General features: G+C 63.4%; 18 protein-coding genes and 1 pseudogene. 6 read left to right on the top strand and 13 right to left on the bottom strand.

Going from position 1 to position 18,303, the window contains the following annotated elements:
* Window positions 1-28: 28 nt before the first annotated feature.
* Together Q2941_RS23425 and Q2941_RS23420 are read right to left on the bottom strand one after the other, a co-directional pair.
* Window positions 29-877, bottom strand: a complete 849-nt coding sequence (locus tag Q2941_RS23425) for a DeoR/GlpR family DNA-binding transcription regulator (protein ID WP_458193863.1) — start codon at window positions 875-877, stop codon at window positions 29-31.
* Window positions 878-980: 103 nt separating this feature from the next.
* On the bottom strand, window positions 981-1,655 hold the full coding sequence (locus Q2941_RS23420) for an HAD family hydrolase (protein WP_458193862.1): 675 nt from the start codon (window positions 1,653-1,655) through the stop codon (window positions 981-983).
* 192 nt (window positions 1,656-1,847) lie between these two features.
* On the opposite strand from Q2941_RS23420, the gene Q2941_RS23415 reads away from it, so the two are divergent.
* Complete coding sequence (locus Q2941_RS23415; RefSeq protein WP_254107967.1) at window positions 1,848-2,297, top strand: nuclear transport factor 2 family protein; 450 nt, start codon at window positions 1,848-1,850, stop codon at window positions 2,295-2,297.
* Window positions 2,298-2,405: 108 nt separating this feature from the next.
* Here the strand turns inward: Q2941_RS23415 and Q2941_RS23410 are convergent, their stop codons facing one another.
* The 7 genes from Q2941_RS23410 to Q2941_RS23380 all read right to left on the bottom strand — a co-directional run bounded on the left by Q2941_RS23410 (window position 2,406) and on the right by Q2941_RS23380 (window position 10,930).
* Window positions 2,406-2,597 carry a hypothetical protein gene (locus Q2941_RS23410; RefSeq protein ID WP_254113350.1) on the bottom strand — a complete coding sequence of 64 codons (192 nt, stop codon included), beginning with the start codon at window positions 2,595-2,597 and terminating at the stop codon, window positions 2,406-2,408.
* Window positions 2,598-2,806: 209 nt separating this feature from the next.
* Complete coding sequence (locus tag Q2941_RS23405) at window positions 2,807-3,217, bottom strand: acyl-CoA thioesterase (protein WP_027522776.1); 411 nt, start codon at window positions 3,215-3,217, stop codon at window positions 2,807-2,809.
* A gap of 183 nt (window positions 3,218-3,400) precedes the next feature.
* On the bottom strand, window positions 3,401-4,024 hold the full coding sequence (locus Q2941_RS23400) for a flavin reductase family protein (protein ID WP_254107969.1): 624 nt from the start codon (window positions 4,022-4,024) through the stop codon (window positions 3,401-3,403).
* Window positions 4,025-4,232: 208 nt separating this feature from the next.
* Window positions 4,233-4,832: a TetR/AcrR family transcriptional regulator gene (locus tag Q2941_RS23395; protein WP_254107971.1), complete on the bottom strand. Its 600-nt coding sequence runs from the start codon at window positions 4,830-4,832 to the stop codon at window positions 4,233-4,235.
* A 31-nt stretch (window positions 4,833-4,863) separates the two neighbouring features.
* Window positions 4,864-8,004 (bottom strand): efflux RND transporter permease subunit, encoded by a 3,141-nt coding sequence (locus tag Q2941_RS23390; RefSeq protein WP_027522773.1) that lies wholly within the window; start codon window positions 8,002-8,004, stop codon window positions 4,864-4,866.
* A 176-nt stretch (window positions 8,005-8,180) separates the two neighbouring features.
* A complete protein-coding gene (locus Q2941_RS23385; protein ID WP_254107975.1) occupies window positions 8,181-9,287 on the bottom strand; it encodes an efflux RND transporter periplasmic adaptor subunit in 1,107 nt (368 codons plus the stop codon).
* 299 nt (window positions 9,288-9,586) lie between these two features.
* Window positions 9,587-10,930: an MFS transporter gene (locus tag Q2941_RS23380; RefSeq protein ID WP_458193861.1), complete on the bottom strand. Its 1,344-nt coding sequence runs from the start codon at window positions 10,928-10,930 to the stop codon at window positions 9,587-9,589.
* Window positions 10,931-11,010: 80 nt separating this feature from the next.
* On the opposite strand from Q2941_RS23380, the gene Q2941_RS23375 reads away from it, so the two are divergent.
* Window positions 11,011-11,439 (top strand): ribosomal maturation YjgA family protein, encoded by a 429-nt coding sequence (locus tag Q2941_RS23375; RefSeq protein WP_458193860.1) that lies wholly within the window; start codon window positions 11,011-11,013, stop codon window positions 11,437-11,439.
* A 63-nt stretch (window positions 11,440-11,502) separates the two neighbouring features.
* Here Q2941_RS23375 and Q2941_RS23370 read toward each other — a convergent pair whose 3' ends face one another.
* From Q2941_RS23370 to Q2941_RS23360, 3 genes are all read right to left on the bottom strand, one after another.
* Window positions 11,503-12,681 carry a winged helix-turn-helix domain-containing protein gene (locus Q2941_RS23370; protein WP_458193859.1) on the bottom strand — a complete coding sequence of 393 codons (1,179 nt, stop codon included), beginning with the start codon at window positions 12,679-12,681 and terminating at the stop codon, window positions 11,503-11,505.
* 110 nt (window positions 12,682-12,791) lie between these two features.
* A complete protein-coding gene (locus tag Q2941_RS23365; RefSeq protein ID WP_027522768.1) occupies window positions 12,792-13,031 on the bottom strand; it encodes a hypothetical protein in 240 nt (79 codons plus the stop codon).
* 123 nt (window positions 13,032-13,154) lie between these two features.
* Window positions 13,155-13,400 carry a hypothetical protein gene (locus Q2941_RS23360; protein WP_027522767.1) on the bottom strand — a complete coding sequence of 82 codons (246 nt, stop codon included), beginning with the start codon at window positions 13,398-13,400 and terminating at the stop codon, window positions 13,155-13,157.
* A 575-nt stretch (window positions 13,401-13,975) separates the two neighbouring features.
* Here Q2941_RS23360 and Q2941_RS23355 point away from each other — a divergent pair.
* Window positions 13,976-14,620 carry an OmpA family protein gene (locus Q2941_RS23355; RefSeq protein WP_027522766.1) on the top strand — a complete coding sequence of 215 codons (645 nt, stop codon included), beginning with the start codon at window positions 13,976-13,978 and terminating at the stop codon, window positions 14,618-14,620.
* 51 nt (window positions 14,621-14,671) lie between these two features.
* On the opposite strand, the gene Q2941_RS23350 is transcribed toward Q2941_RS23355, so the two are convergent.
* Window positions 14,672-15,934: a phospholipid carrier-dependent glycosyltransferase gene (locus Q2941_RS23350; RefSeq protein ID WP_458193858.1), complete on the bottom strand. Its 1,263-nt coding sequence runs from the start codon at window positions 15,932-15,934 to the stop codon at window positions 14,672-14,674.
* Between the two features lie 218 nt (window positions 15,935-16,152).
* On the opposite strand from Q2941_RS23350, the gene Q2941_RS23345 reads away from it, so the two are divergent.
* The 3 genes and pseudogenes from Q2941_RS23345 to Q2941_RS23335 form a co-directional block, all read left to right on the top strand.
* Window positions 16,153-16,857, top strand: coding sequence for a FecR family protein (locus Q2941_RS23345; protein ID WP_458193857.1), 705 nt, complete (start codon window positions 16,153-16,155; stop codon window positions 16,855-16,857).
* Between the two features lie 2 nt (window positions 16,858-16,859).
* Window positions 16,860-17,966, top strand: a complete 1,107-nt coding sequence (locus Q2941_RS23340; RefSeq protein WP_458193856.1) for a hypothetical protein — start codon at window positions 16,860-16,862, stop codon at window positions 17,964-17,966.
* A gap of 99 nt (window positions 17,967-18,065) precedes the next feature.
* Window positions 18,066-18,303, top strand: a pseudogene (locus Q2941_RS23335) (hypothetical protein); the annotation flags it as partial.

The following is an 18,303-nucleotide window of genomic DNA, read 5'->3' as shown; positions in this document are numbered from 1 at the left end:
CCTCCGGGGTGGGCCGAGGCTGAGGCGACTACCTCAACCGCACCACCGGCGCCGCTTCGGGCGCGGAATCCTGAGTGGGCTCCGTTGCAGCGTCGTCGTCGGGGGAGCCTTTCGGCATCGCCTCGACCACCTCGATGCCCTTGCTGTGGCAGATCGTGGCGAGGCGCTCGGGCAGTTCCTGGTCGGTGACGAAGGTCTGGATCTGGCTGATATGGGCGATGCGCACCGGCGCGCTGCGGCGAAGCTTCGTTGAATCGGCGACCAGCATCACGCTGCGCGCATTCGCGATGATCGCCTGCGCCACCTGCACCTCGCGATAGTCGAAATCGAGCAGCGCGCCTTCTTCATCGATCGCGGACGCACCGATGATGGCGTAGTCGACCTTGAACTGGCCAATCAGCTGCGTCGCGGTCGAGCCGACCACCGCACCGTCGGCGCGCCGCACCGTGCCGCCGGCGACCACCACCTCGATGCGGGGATGGCGATAGAGCAGCATCGCGACGTTCAGGTTGTTGGTGATGACGAGCAGGTCCTCGTGCGAGGTCAGCGCGCTTGCCACCTCTTCCGTCGTGGTGCCGATGTTGATGAAGAGCGAGCAGCCGTTCGGGATCAGCGAGGCGGCCGCAGCGCCGATCGCCTTCTTCTCGTCGGCGGCGACGAAGCGCCGCGCCTCGTAGGCGAGGTTTTCGACGCCCGAGGCGATGATGGCGCCGCCATGGATGCGGGTCAGCGAGCGGCGCTCGCAGAGATCGTTGAGATCTTTCCGGATGGTCTGCGCCGAAACCTCGAAGCGGCGCGCGAGTTCCTCGACCATCACCCGGCCCGAGGCGCGGGCGATGTTGAGGATTTCGGCCTGGCGATGGGTCAATCCAGTCACGGGCGGCAACCTCAATCAGAGTTCTGCATGGTGCGGCGGTTCGACGCCGAGGTCAACGAGAGAGCACGGTAAAGTTAACGAACAGCGTGCCGGCGCCCTGCCCTCACCACTTCATGGCGGCCGCGACCAGCTTCATCAGGGCGTCATCATCGTAAGTGCCGGCCGAGGCGACGGCACCGGCGGCCACCAGATCGTCGTGACTGAGCGAGGTTCGCATGCCGATCGTCGGTATGCCCGCGGCCGAGGCCGATTGAATTCCGGAGCGGGAATCCTCGAACGCGATCGAGGCATGGGCGGCGGCACCGGCGAAGCGCAGCCCTTCCAGATAAGGCAGCGGATGCGGCTTGCCGTGCGGCAGTTCGTCGCCGATCACGATCGCCTTGAAGCGGTCCATGATGCCGAGCCCCGACAGCAGCATCTCCGCATTCAGTCGCGGTGCATTGGTGACGGCGACCATGGGAATGCCCGTCGCGTCCGCCTTGTCGAGCAGCGCCATCAGGCCCGGTACCGGCTTGATCTGTCCGGCCACCAGCGTGCGGAAGATGTGCTCTTTCTCGTCGAGAATGGCTGCGCGCCGCTCCGGCAACACGTCGCTCAAGAATCGCTCCCCTATCGACACATTGGAGAAGCCCTGCAACTCCTTCGAAAACCGTGCATGATCGAACACGTGACCGCGCGGGCCAAACACCTGGTTGAACGCCTCGCGATGCAGCGCGTCGGTATCGGCGAGCGTGCCGTCGATGTCGAACAGCAGAGCCTGGCCCGTGGTTTGCGACATTTCAAATGATTCCTCTTCGCCGGGGCGCACTAATAGCCGAGAATTTCTCGTCCGTCATTCCGGGACGTGCCGCAAGGCGCGGGCCCGGAATCCATCCAATCGCACACGCTGCGGCCCGAATGACGAGTGAGCACACTCGACAAATCGGCGCGCGGCTGCAACACTACCTGCAAGAGCAAAAAGGAGAAAACGATGACCATCAATCGGCGCGAACTGGCCGTCTCGGCCCTGGCACTTGCCGCTCTCGGCGCGGCTCCCGCGCTGGCCGCCTCAGTGGACGATGAGGCGGTTGCGAAAAAGGTCGAGGCTTTTCGTCTCGCCCAGATTGCGGCGGATCCAAAGGCGCTCGGCGCGCTCTGCTGGGACGATCTCAGCTACAGCCATTCCAGCGGCAAGGTCGAGGACAAGGCGACCTTCATCGCCAACGCCACGGATGGAAAATCGAAATTCCTGTCGATCGAGTACAAGGACCCGACCATCAAGGTCGTCGGCCCCGCCGCGATCGTGCGCTTCCACTGGATCGCCGAGCAGGAGATGGCGGCCGATGGGAAAAAAGTGCCGACCAACCTTCACATCCTGATGAACTGGCAGAAGCAGGGCGACGACTGGAAGCTGCTGTCGCGCGCCGCGACGAAGCTTTGATGTAATTCACTTCATTCCGGGGCGCGCCGTAAGGCGCGAGCCCGGAATGACCTGAGGATGCTGCATCGCCCTGCAACGGGCGCGCGGATTCCACGGCATAAATTCCAATCACGCCGCTTCCTTCAAATCTCCATTCACCAACCTCCGCGCGGCGCGTTCCGCTTCGCGTGCGTTGCGGAAGATCTGGCCTTCGAGGCGGTTGAAGCGGTGGGAGGAAGCGAAGAAGCGGTATCCTTCCGGGTTGCGTACGACGATACCTGCTGTCTGTGAATCGACTTCAATGATGTAGCTGTCCGGCATTGCCCGTGATTCCTCGAGTGCGGGCAAATAACGGTGCTCCTGCCCAATGGTTCCTATGGGCATGCGGCCGTTTCCACCCCGAATCGACACGCAATGGAGTACGCTGCGACCTCATCCGTTTTGTGACTTGTTCTTGGCGAAGCCGCGACATCCGCGGCGCACGATCACCACATGCGTTAAGGCAACACATGCGTTAAGGCTCCGCGCGCTTACGTCGCAATCGGCGGCGCGGTGCGGTTGACGGTCTGCGGGCGACCGTGATCATCGATCGAGACATAGGTGAAGTTGCCGTCGGTGACGAGGAACGGATGCTGTTCGCCGCGGCGCAGCGCCCAGGCTTCGAGACGCACCGTGAGCGAGGTGCGCCCAACGCGCACGAGCGTGGCGTAGACCGAGACGAGATCGCCGACGTAGACCGCTTTGCGAAAATTCATCGCTTCGATCGCGACCGTCACGGTGCGCGACTTCGCGACTTTCGAGGCGAACACGCCGCCACCGACGTCCATCTGGCTGAGCAGCCAGCCGCCGAATATGTCGCCATTGGCGTTGGTGTCGGCGGGCATCGCAAGCGTGCGGATGCAGAGATCGCCGCGGGGTTCGGTGCTGGTCTGTTCGGTCATGCCTCTCTCGTTTGAAAATTTCCAGGTATTGATGGGTGCCTAGCTTAGCCGAAAGCGCAAATATCAACACCGTCATTCCGGAGCGCAGCAAAGCGCGAGCCCGGAATCCATTGAACCGCAGAGATTGTAGATGAATGGATTCCGGGCCTGCGCCTGTCGGTGCATCCCGGAATGACGGAAGACCTAATCCGGCCTGACCATCTCGAACATGTTTTCCGGCTTGATCTCGAAATAGTCGCCGCGCCGTCCCGCCCGGACGATCGGACGAGTCGCAGCCGTCTGGTAGACGCCGTCCTTGATGAAGGCCTTGTCGATGTGGACGGCGACGACCTCGCCGAGCGTCAGCCAGGCATCGGCCTGCCGGCCATCGGCGCCCTTGAGGCGCACGATGTCGGACACCCTGCATTCGAAGGCGACCGGGCTCTCGCCGACGCGCGGCACGTTGACGAGCCTGCCAGGCACGGCTGACAGCCCCGCGATCTTGAACTCGTCGACCTCGGGCGCGACGTGGGCGGCGGTCGCATTCATCTGCTTCGCCAGGTCCATGGTGGCGAGATTCCAGACGAACTCCTTCGTCGTCTCGATATTGCCGACGGTGTCCTTCCAGTTGGTGGAGGAGAAGCCGATGATCGGCGGGGTGTAGCAGAAGGCGTTGAAGAAGCTGTAGGGCGCGAGGTTGACGTGGCCCGTGGCGTCACGCGAGGAGATCCAGCCGATCGGCCGCGGCGCGATGATGGCATTGAAAGGATCGTGCTTGAGGCCATGGCCCTTGGCGGGCTCGTAGAAGTGCAGGTCTTTCTCGGTCACGTTGCTTTTTCCCTGATCGTCATTGCGAGCGCAGCAAAGCAATCCAGACTGTCTCCGCGGCGGGATCCTGGATTGCTTCGCTGCGCTCGCAATGACGGAGTTTGTTGGTCCGTGTTGCGCGCCAATCGCCCGGTCATTCCGGGGTAGGTCCGCAAGACCGATCCCAGACTGACGTCCAGCTTGCTTATAGGGGCAATTGCACCACGCGTCAGTGACGCGGCGACAGGCCTGCGATGACGAAATCGATCATCTGATCGATCGTGGGGCCCGGCTTGGTGGCGCATTGAGCGATCATCTGGGGATGGAAGAAGCGCATCATCGCTGTGCAGGCGCAGAGCGAGGCCAGTTGCAGGTCCGGCGCCTCGAATTCGCCGGAGGCGGCACCTTGCGCGATCATCTGGCCGATGATCGAGGCGATGCACTCCATATGGGCGACGCAGACGTCCCAATCCTCCTGCATCGCGATCTCGACCATCTCATGCAGCTTGGAATCACCGACATAGCGCTCGGTGTTCATGCGATGGATGGTGGTCAGAAGCTGCCGGAAGCGGTCGCGCACCGGACCGGGCTGGGCCACGATCCGCTGCGCTTCGAGTTCGACCTCGCCCATCAACGCCCGGGCCACCGACTGATGGATCGCCTTCTTCGATTCGAAGAAGCGATAGACGTTGGCCGGGCTCATCCGGAGCTCTTTGGCGATGTCGCCGACAGTGGTCTTCTGGTAGCCGATCTGGCGGAACAGCCGCTCGGCCACCTCGAGGATGCGTTCCCGGGTGTCGCCTTCGATATGTTCCGAAACCAGTGTCATCTGTCAGGACTCGTCAAAACTCACTCTTCATTTATTCAGCCGCTTCAGCAAGCGGAAATGCGGGCTCGGCATCGCTGCCATGCTGCGGCGCAACCTCCGGCTGCTCGGCCGTTCCAGCCTCGTCGAGGCTCTTGCGGAACCACAGGGCGTAGAGGCCCGGCAGATACAGGAGCGTCAGGAAGGTCGCAACGAACAATCCGCCCATGATGGTGATCGCCATCGGGCCCCAGAACGCCGAGCGCGACAGCGGGATCATGGCGAGGATCGCGGCGAGCGCGGTCAGCACCACCGGACGCGCGCGCCGGACGGTCGCCTCCACGATCGCCTCGCGCCGGGTCAGGCCATGGGAGACGTCGGTCTCGATCTGGTCGACCAGGATGACTGCGTTGCGCATGATCATACCGGCGAGCGCGATCAGGCCGAGCAGCGCCACGAAGCCGAACGGCTGGTTGGCGACGTTGAGCCCGAGGGACGCACCGACGATGCCGAGCGGCGCGGTGAGGAACACCAGGATCAGGCGTGAGAAGCTCTGGAGCTGGATCATCAACAGCGTCAGCATCACCATGACCATCACCGGGAAGAGGATGAAGATCGAGGCATTGCCCTTGGCGGATTCCTCGAACGCGCCACCCGGCTCGATGCGGTAGGCCGGCTCGAGGTAGTCCTTGATCTGTTGCAGCTTCGGCGTGATCTGGCTGGTGACGTCGGGCGCCTGGACGCCGTCGACGACGTCGGAGCGCACGGTGATCGCCATGTCGCGGTTGCGCCGCCACAGGATCGGCTCCTCGTGGGAATACTCGATCTTGGCAATCTGCTGGAGCGGCACGGCAACGCCATTGCGCGAGGTGATGGTGAGATCGCCGACATGGGCGAGGTCGAGCCGCTCGGAGGGGATCGCACGGGCGACCACGCCGACCTTCTCGATGCCGTCGCGCACGGTCGTGACCTGCGCTCCGGAGATCAGCATCGCAAGTGACTGTGAGACCTCCTGCGGGGTGAGGCCCATCGCACGCGCGCGGTCCTGGTCGACGACGAGCTTGAGATACGGCGACTGCTCGTTCCAGTCGAGCTGGACGTCCTTGACGTTCTTGTTCTGACGCATGACGTCGCGGACCTGGTAGGCGATCTCGCGCACCTTGTTGGGATCGGGGCCGATCACGCGGAACTGCACGGGGAAGCCGACCGGGGGACCGAAATTGAAGCGGTCGACGCGGACGCGGGCTTCGTTGAGCGCGCCGTCGGAAACGGCGTTCTCGAGCTTCGCCTTGATGCGCTCGCGCGCCTCGACACCCTTGGCGACGATGACGATCTCGGCAAAGGCCTCGTTCGGCAGCTGCGGATTGAGGCCGAGCCAGAAGCGCGGCGAGCCCTGCCCGACATATGCCGTGTAGGTCGCGATGTCCTGGTCATCCTTCAACAGCTTCTCGGCATCCTTCACCGCCTTTTCGGTGACGTTGAAGGCGGTGCCTTCCGGCAGGCGGAGCTGGAGGAACAGCTCGGGCCGCTCGGACAGCGGGAAGAACTGTTGCTGCACATGGCCGAAGCCGACGATCGAGGCGACGAAGACGCCGACGGTCGCGACCACCACCGTGATGCGGTGGTTGACGCACCATTGCACGATGGCGCGAAGGCCGCGGTACATGCGGGTCTCATAGACCGCGTGCGGATCGTGGTTGTGGTGCAGCTTGATGTTGGGCAACAGCTTGACGCCGATATAGGGCGTGAAGATCACCGCGACGAACCAGGACGCGACCAGCGCGATCGCCACGATCCAGAAGATGCTGCCGGCATATTCGCCGACCGCCGAATTGGCAAAGCCGATGGGCAGGAAACCGGCAGCCGTGACCAGCGTTCCCGTGAGCATCGGAAAGGCAGTGGATTCCCAGGCAAAGGATGCCGCGCGGATGCGGTCCCAGCCCTGCTCCATCTTCACCACCATCATCTCGACTGCGATGATGGCGTCGTCGACCAAAAGGCCGAGCGCGATGATCAGCGCGCCAAGCGAGATGCGGTGCAGGTCGAGCGACATCGAGTTCATGACGATGAACACGATGCCGAGCACCAACGGCACCGAGAGGGCGACCACGATGCCGGTGCGCCAGCCGAGTGCAACAAAGGACACGAACAGCACGATCGCAAGCGCTTCCACGAAGGAGTGCACGAACTCGCCCACCGCATGCTCGACCACGTGGGGCTGGTCGGCGATCAGCTCGACGTCGATGCCCTGCGGCACCGCCTTCATGAATTCGCTGGTCGCCTTTTCGACCTCCTTGCCAAGCTCGAGGATGTTGGCGCCCTTGGCAGTGACGACGCCGATACCGATCGCGGGCTTGCCTTCCTGGCGCACGACGAAACTGGGCGGATCGACGTAACCGTGGGTGACGGTTGCGATGTCGCCGAGGCGGAAGACGCGGCCATTGCTTTCGACCGGCGTCTCGGCAACAGCCTTGGCGCCGTCGAGCGCGCCGGTCACGCGCAGCGGCACGCGCTGCGAGGACGTTTCGACCGTGCCGGCGGGGGTCACGTTATTCTGCTTGGCCAGCGAATCGAACAGCGCCTGCGGCGTGATGCCGAGAGTCGCGAGTTTCGCATGCGAGAACTCGACATAGATGCGCTCGTCCTGTGTGCCGTAGACGTCGACCTTGGTCACGCCCGGAACTTTGAGGAGGCGCTGGCGGAAACCTTCGGCGGTCTTCTTGAGCTGCGCATAATCAGCGCCGTCGCCGGTCATCATGTAGAGAATCGAATCGACGTCGGAGAACTCGTCATTGACGACGGGGCCGAGAATGCCCGACGGCAGCTGGCCCTGCACGTCGACGAGCTTCTTGCGCAGGAGATAGAAAAGATACGGCACGTCCTTCGGCGGCGTGTTGTCGCGGAAGGTCACCTGCATCGCGGTGAAGGCGGGCTTCGAGTAGGTCTGCACCTTCTCGAAATAGGGCAGCTCCTGAAGCTTCTTCTCGATGGGATCGGCGACCTGGGTCTGCATCTCCTGCGCCGTCGCACCCGGCCACATCACCGAGACGTTGACCACTTTCACCGTGAAGAACGGATCTTCGGCGCGGCCGAGCTTCTGATAGGAGAAGAAGCCGGCGGCGCCGAGCACGATCATCAGGAACAGGACCAGCGTCGGATGGCTGACGGCCCAGGCTGAAAGGTTGAAGCGCTTCATCGCACTCTCTCCAGAGATGACCCAATTGCCAAGAACAAAACAACCAACCCTGTTCAACCCGTCATTGCGAGGTAGCGAAGCGATCCAGGGGGCTGGGCAGGTTCTGGATCACTTCGCCGCTTCTTCCATCGCATTCGCGCGACGGCCGAAACTCACCTCGCAATGACGGGACCGTATTAGAACGACAGCGAGGACACGATCCGGACCTTCTGGTTCGGATCGAGCTTCTGCACGCCGAGCGCGACGATCTTCGCGCCCTCTTCCACGCCACTGGCGATGACGACGTCGTTGCTCTCGTAGGATTTCACCGTGACCGGCTTCAGCGCGACGGCGCCGTTGTCGTCGACGACGTAGAAGGAGGGCTTGCCGCCTTCGTTGAACAGCGCCGACAGCGGCAGCCGCGCGACGCGCTCGGTGGCGGCATCCGACAGCGTCAGCGTCGCGGTCATGCCAAGCGCGACCTTGTCGTCGGCTTCCGGCAGCGAGAATTTCGCAAGATAGGTGCGCGTGGCCGGATCGGCGGCAGGCGCGATCTCGCGCAGCTTGGCGGCGTACTTCTTGTTCGGCTCCGACCAAAGAGTGACGCTGGCGACGCCCGACTTGGCGCGTCCGACCAGCGTCTCAGGGATCGCGACGACCGCTTCCTTCTCGGCAAAGCGGGCGACGCGGATCGAAGCCTGGCCCGCGGCGACCACCTGGCCGGGCTCGATCAGCGTTGCGGTGACGACGCCGCGGGCGTCGGCATTGAGCGTCGCGTAGGAAAGGGAATTCTTGGTCAGCTCGACCGAGCGCTCGGCGCGATTCAACCGCGCGCGGGCCTCGTCGGCGGCCGCGCGGCTCGTATCCATCTGCGCGTCGGTGGTCCAGCCCTTGGCCTTGAGGTCCTTGGCACGTTGCTCTGCGGCGGCAGCCTGGGCCAGCACGCCGGTCGCTGCAGTCTGCTCGGCCACGGCCTGCTCGGCCTGAAGCTTCAGATCGACTTCATCGAGGGTCGCGAGCGGCTGGCCCTCCTCGACGGTCTGGCCGACCTCGACCAGGCGCTTGGCCACCTTGCCGGCGACCCGGAAACCGAGATCGCTCTCGATGCGGGGCCGGATGGTGCCGACGAAGCTGCGCTCCGGCGTGTCGGCCTCGTAATGGGCGGTTGCGACCAGAACCGGCCGCGGTGGCTCGGCCTTTTGCGCTACAGTGTCATTGCATCCGGCCAGCGCCACGGCCATCAGGGCCAGCGAAGCACCTGCCAAGAGCCTGGAATAGCTCGACAAAATCGACCGGACGAACATCGGACACTCCTGCGGCTGTGTTCCGGAGAAATGTCGACTAATCACTGATAAAAGTCAATAATCGTCAGTCATCAGAAAAACGTGAGCGTTAAGGGAAGGTAAGGAGGTAAAATCGGTCAAAGGGTTAGCTTGGGTGTGACGTCTGGTCACGTAAGCGGGGCGCGAGGAGCCCCGTCACGTCGGGAGCCATTCCGGGGCGCGCGAAGCGCGAACTACGGTGCGCACTTGCGTACCTGAGAATCTCGAGATTCCGGGTTCGGTGCTGCGCACCGCCCCGGAATGACTTCGTTAGCGGCCCCTCACCGCCCCTCTTCGGCGAATTCGTGCTTGCTCTCGTGGCCGCCGACGAACACCAGGATGCCGGCGATCAGGGGCAGGATCGCGAGAACCAGGAGGCCGGTCGAGGTCTGGCCGGTGGCTTCCTTGACCCAGCCGATCAAATAGGGCCCGGCGAAGCCGGCGAGATTGCCGATCGAGTTGATCAGGGCGATGGCACCGGCGGCCGCCATACCGGAGAGCCAGGCGGTCGGCAGGGTCCAGAACACGCCGAAGCAGCAGAATACGCCGATCGCGGCCACCGTCAGCGCCACCATCGTCAGGGTGGGATCGGTGAGATATGAGGAGACGCCGAGCGCGACGGCAGTGAGCAGCAGCGGCGCACCGACATGCATCACACGCTCGCGCGTGGCATCGGAATGCCGCGCCCACAGGATCATGGCGATGGTGCCGAACAGGTACGGAATCGCGGTGACGAAGCCGGTCTGCGCATTTGTGAGCCCAAAAGCCTTCACGATCTGCGGCAGCCAGAACTGCATGCCGTAGAGCGCACCGACGAAGCCGAAATAGATCAGGCTCAGCGCTATCACCTTCGGCGACGACAAGGCTTCGCCGAGCGAGAGGTGCTTCACCGCCTGCTTGGCTGCGACTTCCGAATCAAGCCTGGCCTTGAGCCACGCCTTCTGCTCGGCCGACAGCCAATCCGCCTTCTCCGGCTTGTCGGTGAGATAGAACCAGGTGACGATGCCAAGCAGCACCGACGGCACGCCCTCGATGATGAACAGCCACTGCCAGCCCTGCAGGCCCAGCACACCGTCGAGCCCGAGCAGCAGGCCCGAGATCGGCGCGCCGATCACAGTCGAGACCGGCACCGCAATGGCAAAGGCCGCGAGGAAGCGCGCGCGATATTCGGCAGGGTACCAATAGGTGAGATAAAGGATGATGCCGGGGAAGAAGCCGGCTTCGGCGACACCGAGCAAGAAGCGCAGGACGTAGAAGCTGGTGACGCCGTTGACCGTCGCCATCAGCGCCGAGATCACGCCCCAGGTCACCATGATGCGGGCGATCCAGCGGCTCGCGCCGAATCTCTCCAGCGCCAGGTTGCTCGGCACCTCGAAGATGAAATAGCCGATGAAGAAGATGCCGGCGCCCCAGGAGAAGATCAGCGGCGTGAACTTCAACTCCGCATTCATGGTCAGCGCCGCGAAGCCGAGATTGACGCGGTCGAGATAGGAAAAGAAGTAGGCCAGCACCAGGAAAGGAATCAGGCGCCAGGAGATGGCGCGGATGGTCGAGGTCTCGACCGCGCTCTTGTTAGGGTTCTTGGCAGTGCCTGCGGAACCGGCAAAGGTAGTGGTCTGGCTCATGGCGTCCCCCTTGGTTGTTGCTTTTCTCAGGTCCGAGGGCGGTTTTGAGCATCGCGGCGAAAGAGTCAATGGAGCGAGCAATGCACGGAACGCAATCGACCACCCCTGTTGCGCCTTTGCAGGTATCGCTGGTCCGCGCCGCCCTCGCTCTCGTCGTGATCGCCTGCGGCCTCACCCTGCGCTGGTATGGCTTTCCGCTTGGGCTGCCCGCTTTCGCCGTGAAGTATGGCGGCTCGCTGCTATGGGCGACCATGGTGTTTTTGCTGGTCGGCGCCGTGCTGCCACACCTGACACGGACGAAGATTGCGGCCATTGCGACGGCGATTGCGGTTCTGGTCGAGTTGTCCCGGCTGGTGCATACACCGTGGCTCGATGCGTTCCGCCTCACGACCGCCGGCGCGCTGCTCCTGGGGCGGATCTTTTCGCTGTGGAATGTTTTGGCCTATGTCGTGGGTATTGTTGTCGGCGCCTGGCTCGATCAGATCGCAGGGTGGGCAAAGGCGCGCTAGCGCCGTGCCCACCATCTTGCCTCAACGAAACATAAGCGGTGGGCACGCTTCGCTTTGCCCACCCTACGAAGCCGCGACTTCCTCAGCCAATTGAAACCGCTCGAAGCGATCGAGCTCGTCCTCGATCCTGCGCTTCAGCTCCTTGCGGCCGGCCGTCTTCTTGCCGTTGCCGACCCAGGTCCATTTCTGCATCAGGAGTTTCTTGTTTTGCCGATCGGTCTTGAGGTCCAGCGCGGCCACGATCTCGTCGCCGACGAGCACCGGCAGCGCGAAATAGCCGAGCTTTCGCTTGGCCTTCGGCACATAGGCTTCAAAGAGGTGATTGTAGCCGAAGATGAGATTGGTGCGCTTGCGCTGGATGATCAGGGGATCGAAGGGCGAGAGGATGTGCACGAGATCGGGCGGTGCCCCCTCGCCCGGCTCCAGCGCCGACGGCGGCGCCCAATGCTCCTGCTTGGCCGCGCCTTCCAAAGCAAGCGACACGAGTTCGCCGCGTCGGACCCGTGATGCGATCAGGCGCGCCACCGCCTTCTTGCTCGGCGCGTCGAGATGGCAGATCGAATCGAGGCTCACGACGCCCTGAGCGCGCAGCGCGCGGTCGAGCAGGTAGGTGATACCGTCCTTCGCTGAGGCCGGCTTCGGCAGCTTGTCCCAGCCGAAATGGCGCGTCATCAGCTCATAGGTCTTGAGCATGCCCTGGCGTTCGCTGATTGTGACGACGCCGGTGTAGAAGGCGAGTTGCAACGCCCGCTTCGAGGGCTTGCGGCTCTGCCACAGATGCTCTTTCTCGGTGAGGACGTCATCCTCGATGTCGCGGATCGTCAGCGGGCCAGCCCGCACCAGCCGCATTACCTTGCGCATGTCGGCCGCCGTCACCGACGCGAACCATTTGTGCCCCTCGCGGCGGTGCTCGCGCATCGCCGGCAGGAAGAAACGGAAGTCGCTCGACGGCACGTAGGACAGCGCATGCGTCCAGTATTCGAATACGCTCCTGTCGACGCTCTGGGCGTGGCTCAGGTCGGCTCGGCGATAGGACGGGATGCGGCTGTAGAGAATGTGGTGATGGCAGCGCTCGATGACGTTGATGGTGTCGATCTGCACATAGCCGAGATGGGCGATGGCATCGGCAACCGCTTGCGCGCCCGCGCCAAAGGGCTCGCGGGTATCGAGCCGTTGCGCGCGCAGCCAGATCTGTCGCGCCTGTGACGTCTGAAGCGGGAGTGGTTTGGGCGTGCGGGACATTGCGAGCGGCAATGTAGCGGGATTCGCAAGCAAGCAAAGAAACAACGGCAACGAAAAAGCCGCGCTGCCACCTGCTGACAGCGCGGCCGGCCCCGGCACGAAGGCCGGTGCTACTTCATCATCTGCGCCTTCATGTAGTGCTTGCAGGCACTGGGCATCTTGCCGTTGCTCATGTCGGTGTTGGCCATCGCCATTTCCTTGTTCATGCCCATCTTGGACGAACCATCGGGCATGGCAGCCACTGTCGTCAGCGTGGCGCCCATATTGGCGCTCGTGCAGGCCATCATCTTCGCCGAAGCGGGCGAAAGCGCTAGTGCGACAAAGGCGGCGGCGGTCAGCAAAGTCTTCATCGAAAAGTCTCCTCAAGTAAAACGAAACCGGCGTCGTGCCGGCCTTCGCAACTACGTATTGTCTGCGAGGAGCGTTTCGCGGAGAAGGACACTTTCATTGCTGCAGTGCAAGGAGGGCCCGGCTCAAGGCCCGCGCTTCGCCCCCTTGGGACGGTCCCCAATGCTGCCGGTCGCAACATCAGGCTCGCAGGCGGCCTTGCCGCGGTCGGTCGCCTGGCAGCGATAGACGCTGCCGGTCAGGCGATCGACCAGCCACATATTGTCCTCGGTCACGCCTTCCAGGCCGACATAGCGATTGGTGAGACCCGTGACCAATGTCGACAGCAGGATCGCGACCGCGATCATCGCCGCGCCGATATAGATCGGCATTGAACTCTGCGAAGTCGTCCGATCCGGCGGGCCGCCACGATTGAACTGATAGTCACTCGGCCTTGGCACTGTTCCGAACCGGCTCCCTTCGCGGGGCTAGCGTTTCTTCCGGGGTGAAGGGGTTTGCTAGGCGCCCATCTGGCCGATTTCTTGTTCGCAGCCGGGCCGCGCGACGACCGCTTTGCGACCATCGTCGAGCGAGGGTGTCCAAAACGAAGGGCGGCCCGGATCGGGCCGCCTTTGCTTCGCCTGTTTGCTCGTCAGCGGCGGCCGAACGATCCGCCCATATGCCGCCGAAGAGGCCGCCGGGAAAAGTCGACGGTCGATCCGCAGCGCTCTTTCGAAGCTCGAATAGACAGGCGTGCTTCCCGACCAACGCAAACGTCCCTGTCTTGTCGGTGGTCGGCCGCTGCCGTGGACCTACATGCGATTGGATGCTGACCGGCTCCGGCGCTAGAATAAGCATCGAGATCAATCCTTTCTGAATGTGATCCGCATCACATCAGGGTGTTTGAACCTGACCTAGGCTCGCAGCATCAAATCGCCATCAGGCGTCATAGCGAGGATTTACGACAATGACCCGTTTCAACACATTTTTCGGATTGAAGGCGATTACCATCTCGGCCGCGCTGTCCCTGACGGCGGGCCTGGCACTCGCCGGCGACAACAACGTCACCGCCAACCAGATCCTGGATGCGCTGAAGTCGAAGCCCCTGACCCGCGGGCTGTCCACCGGTCCACAGACCGACACCCCGAATCAGGCCAAGGAGGCGAGCTTCCTCAACACCGTGCGCAACCGGCAGACCCGGTCGCTGTCGATGGGCGAGCGTGAGCAGATCGCCGAGCTCGCGGCGAGCAAGCCGAAGATCGATCTGGAGATCCAGTTCGACTACAACTCGGCCAACATCGCCAAGACCTCAATGGGGTCGGTGCAGGCGCTCGGCAAGGCGCTGTCCGACCCGGCGCTGAAGGGCTCGACCTTCGTGGTCGCCGGCCACACCGATGCGATCGGCAGCGATCCCTTCAACCAGGATCTCTCCGAGAAGCGCGCCGATACCATCAAGAAGTATCTGGTCCAGAATTACGGCCTCAGCTCCGGTGACCTCGTCACCGTCGGCTACGGCAAGACCAAGCTGAAGGACACCGCGAACGGCACCGACCCGGTCAACCGTCGCGTCCAGGTCGTGAACATGGAAACCAAGACGACAGCCTCGAAGTGATTGCGGCGTCCGATCCGAAAACTCGCCCGCCGCGCCCGCGGCGGGCGAGTTTCATATCCAGTTCTGGAAGATCATCAGCCGGTTGAAGGTCTGCATCGAGGTGCCGACGAAGGCGGCGGAGATCGGCAGCATGACGGCGAAGCCGATGGCTGCGATCGCGACATAGGCCCACAGCACCCAAGGCGGAAGCTTGTCACGTCGCAGCACATAGACCAGTGCGAGCGAGGACGCGGTCGCGGCCGGCAAATAGTAGTAGATGAAGCCGAGCGTGCGCGGCAGCAGCGCCCATGCAAGATACGGCCCGAAATAAAATGCCGAGATCAGGAACGCATCCCAGCGCCGCGTGACGACGAAGTCGCGCAACACGACCGCCAGCGCGAGCAGCGCCGGCCACAGCACCAGGGGATTGCCGAGGAAAACGACTGCGGAGATGCTGTTGTCGCCGACCTTGTCGAACAGGAACCACACCGGACGTACGAGAAACGGCCAGGACGGCCATGAGCTCATATAGGTATGCCCGGCAATCGCGGTCGTGGTGTTGTCGGCGAAGATGCGCCGCTGGGCCTCGATCAGATCGGATGGCGATAGTCCATAGAGCGGCAGGAACGCGGCGAGATAGAACACCGCCGGCAACAGGACGAAGCAGAGCGCGAAATGCTGCGCCCTGAAATCCGGCCAGAGGTCGGGCCGATACCAGTCGGTCGGCTTCGCGTCGGCAAACAGTGTGCGCCAGCTCTGCATCAAGCGGATCGCCGCGACGATGACGATGCAGGCCGCCAGCGGAAACAGACCGCTCCATTTGCAGGCGGCGGCAAAACCGAACAATCCGCCGGCCAGCGCAAACAACCGGTGCGGTCGCTCTCTCCGAAAGCCATGCATGAAGGCCGCCGACGCCAGCAGGCCGAAGGCAAGCGCAAAGATGTCGAGCATCGCGATGCGCGACTGTACGAACAACATCTGGTTGAAGAAAGCGATCAGCGCCGCCGCGATCGCGGGGCCTTCGGCCGAAAACAGCGCGAGGCCGCAAAGATAGACGGCGACGACCGCGAGCGCGCCGAACAGCGTTGCCGGATAGCGCCAGCCCAGCGAATTGTCGCCGAAGGCCGCGATCGACAGCGCGATAAGCTCCTTTGCCAGCGGCGGATGCATCGGATTGAGCACGGGTTTCGGCATGACCGGCTCGAGCATCTGCCGTGCGGCCGGCACGTAATGCACCTCGTCGAACACGAATTTGTCCGGCGTCGAGACGCCAATCAGAAGCACGAGATGCGCGACCAGGAAAATAACGACAGAGATCACTGCGCTCCGCGACATCGGCGACGCAGAAGTCACTTGGTGCTGTCGTTGTACGGCTGTTTTGCGTGGCAAATCTGCTTCACCGCGAAGAAAAATATCTTTGCTCAGCGCATTGAACGTATTCTGGCGCAACTGTCACTAACCATGACGCTCGTGATGCGGTACGTGTGATAACTATACCACATCGCAGACGAGCGCGATCCGGTACGATACGGGACAGATCGATCGGCTATGATATGAATTTGCGACTTCGCGTTGTTCTTCCCTTATTGCTTGCGGCTCTCTCTTGCACGGCGTCCGCCGCACAAGCGCAGACGCGCGTCGGCGAAGCCGTGGTGATCCAGAAGGAAGTCGTTCGCGTCGCGGCGACGGCGACGCAGATCAACGTCGGCGACAGCATGCTACGCGACGAGACCGTGCGCACCGGCGCAGGCAGCGCGGCGCGCTTCGTCATGGCCGACAGCACCAACCTGTCACTCGGACCGAGCGCCACGCTCAAGCTCGACCGCACCGTCTTCAACGACGAGCACAGCTATCGCGACGTCGCGATCCAGATGACGACCGGCGCCTTCCGATTCGTGACCGGGCATTCGGAGAAGGCCGCCTACAAGATCACGACGCCGCTGGCGACCATCGGCGTACGCGGCACCACGCTCGACATCCTCTCCCAGCGCGGCCGCTCGGTCGTGGTGCTGCAGGAAGGCGCTGCCAGCGTCTGCACGCTAGGCTTCCAGTGCATCCAGCTTACCCAGCCGGGCGATACCGCGATCATTACCTCGACCGGCGGCAAGACCAGGATCACCAAGACAAGCACGCCGCCCTGGACCTTTGCCGCGACCTGCACCGCGGCGGCCGGCCTCTGCTCGGTCAACCAATATGCCGACGCCTCTCCCACCATCACGCCCGCCGTCCATGATGACGGCATGCTGTGCGGACGGTGACCATGGCGATATTCCGGCCACATCGCCTGCTTCTCGCCGTCGCGCTGGCCGCAAGCGCCACTCTTGCGCTGCTCTGCGCGGACGCGCGCCCGGCCGCAGCGGCGAGCTGCGACGGCGAGTGCGTGACGACGACATCGACGCCAACGCCAACGCCGTCTCCGTCTCCGTCGCCTACGCCGCCGACGACGACGAACAGTCCGGGCAATGGGCCGACCGGAGCCGACTCCAGCGCCGGCTCGATCGGCGACCTCGCCAACCAGCGCTTCAACCAGATGATCACCAACCGGGTGCTCGGCTCGGTGCTGCTTGGTGTCAACGAGCAGGTCAATTGCAGCGACTGCATCAGCGCCTTCGGCTCGGCCGGCTCGTTCTCCGCCGGAGTCCATGGCCGCAAGGAGCTCACGAGCAACCTGTCGCTGCTCGCGGGCCTCGCCTATACGCAATACAATGAGGGTGGCTACCACATCACCAGCGCGCCGATCGGCGCCTTTGCGCTGCGCTACGATTTCACCGACTGGGGCTCGTCACGCCCCTTCTTCGACATCGGCACGGTGCTCACGCCCTGGGAGAAGGCACGCTACACCCGCAGCTATCAATCGAGCCTCGGCGCGGTCACCGTGACCGGCTCGACCGACAGCTCGAACTACGCCGTCTACGGCCGGGCCGGCTGGATGAGCCGGCTGTCGCCGCGCGACGAGGTCGCCGCCTCCGTCGAGTTCTGGCAATTGTGGCAGCGGGTGTCCGGCTACAGCGATCCGACCGTCGCGATCAATCCGTTCGATGCGACGATCGCGGGCGGCACCGACCGCACCAGCCTCGTCAAGCTCGGCGGACAATGGACGCATCTGTTTGGCAGCACGGTCGAGGCCAACGTCAACGGCGGCTGGGTGCAGTCGTTCGGCGCCCATTCCGGCATCGTCGCCACCGTCACCGGCAATGGCACGGTGGTGCCGACCATGGGCAATCAAGGCTGGTTCGAATATGGCGGCCGCCTCGGCTTCCGCTTCGCGCAAGGGTGGATCGTCGACCTCTTCGCCAACGGCACGCTCGGCCCGCAGCCCGTCGGCAACACCATCCACGGCGGCGTCGGCTTGCGGATTAATTACTGAGACGCCTCACCGAGGCATAGTCTTGTAGATTCCATGGGGCGGTGAGCGAGCCCTATCCGGTAGGTTTGGGTTACCACACTCGAACCATCGGAGAGTCTGATGCAAGCATCGACCGAGAGCACGCCCACCGCCGGGCATAGTGGCACAATTTTTGTTGCGATCGAACTGAGTCAGAAGACCTGGTTGGTGACGCTGCACAGTCCGGATCGCGACCGGCTCTCGCGCCACAAGCTGGAGGGAGGCGATCACGCCGGGCTACTGGGCCTGATCGAGAAGGTCAGGGCTCGGGCGGCCGAGAAGCTGGGGTGGGCGCCAGGTGTGGTGAGCTGCTACGAGG

This window comes from Bradyrhizobium sp. UFLA05-153 (assembly GCF_054185185.1).
Note: the sequence above shows the minus strand (reverse complement) of the source record. Positions and strands in the feature narration are given on the sequence as shown.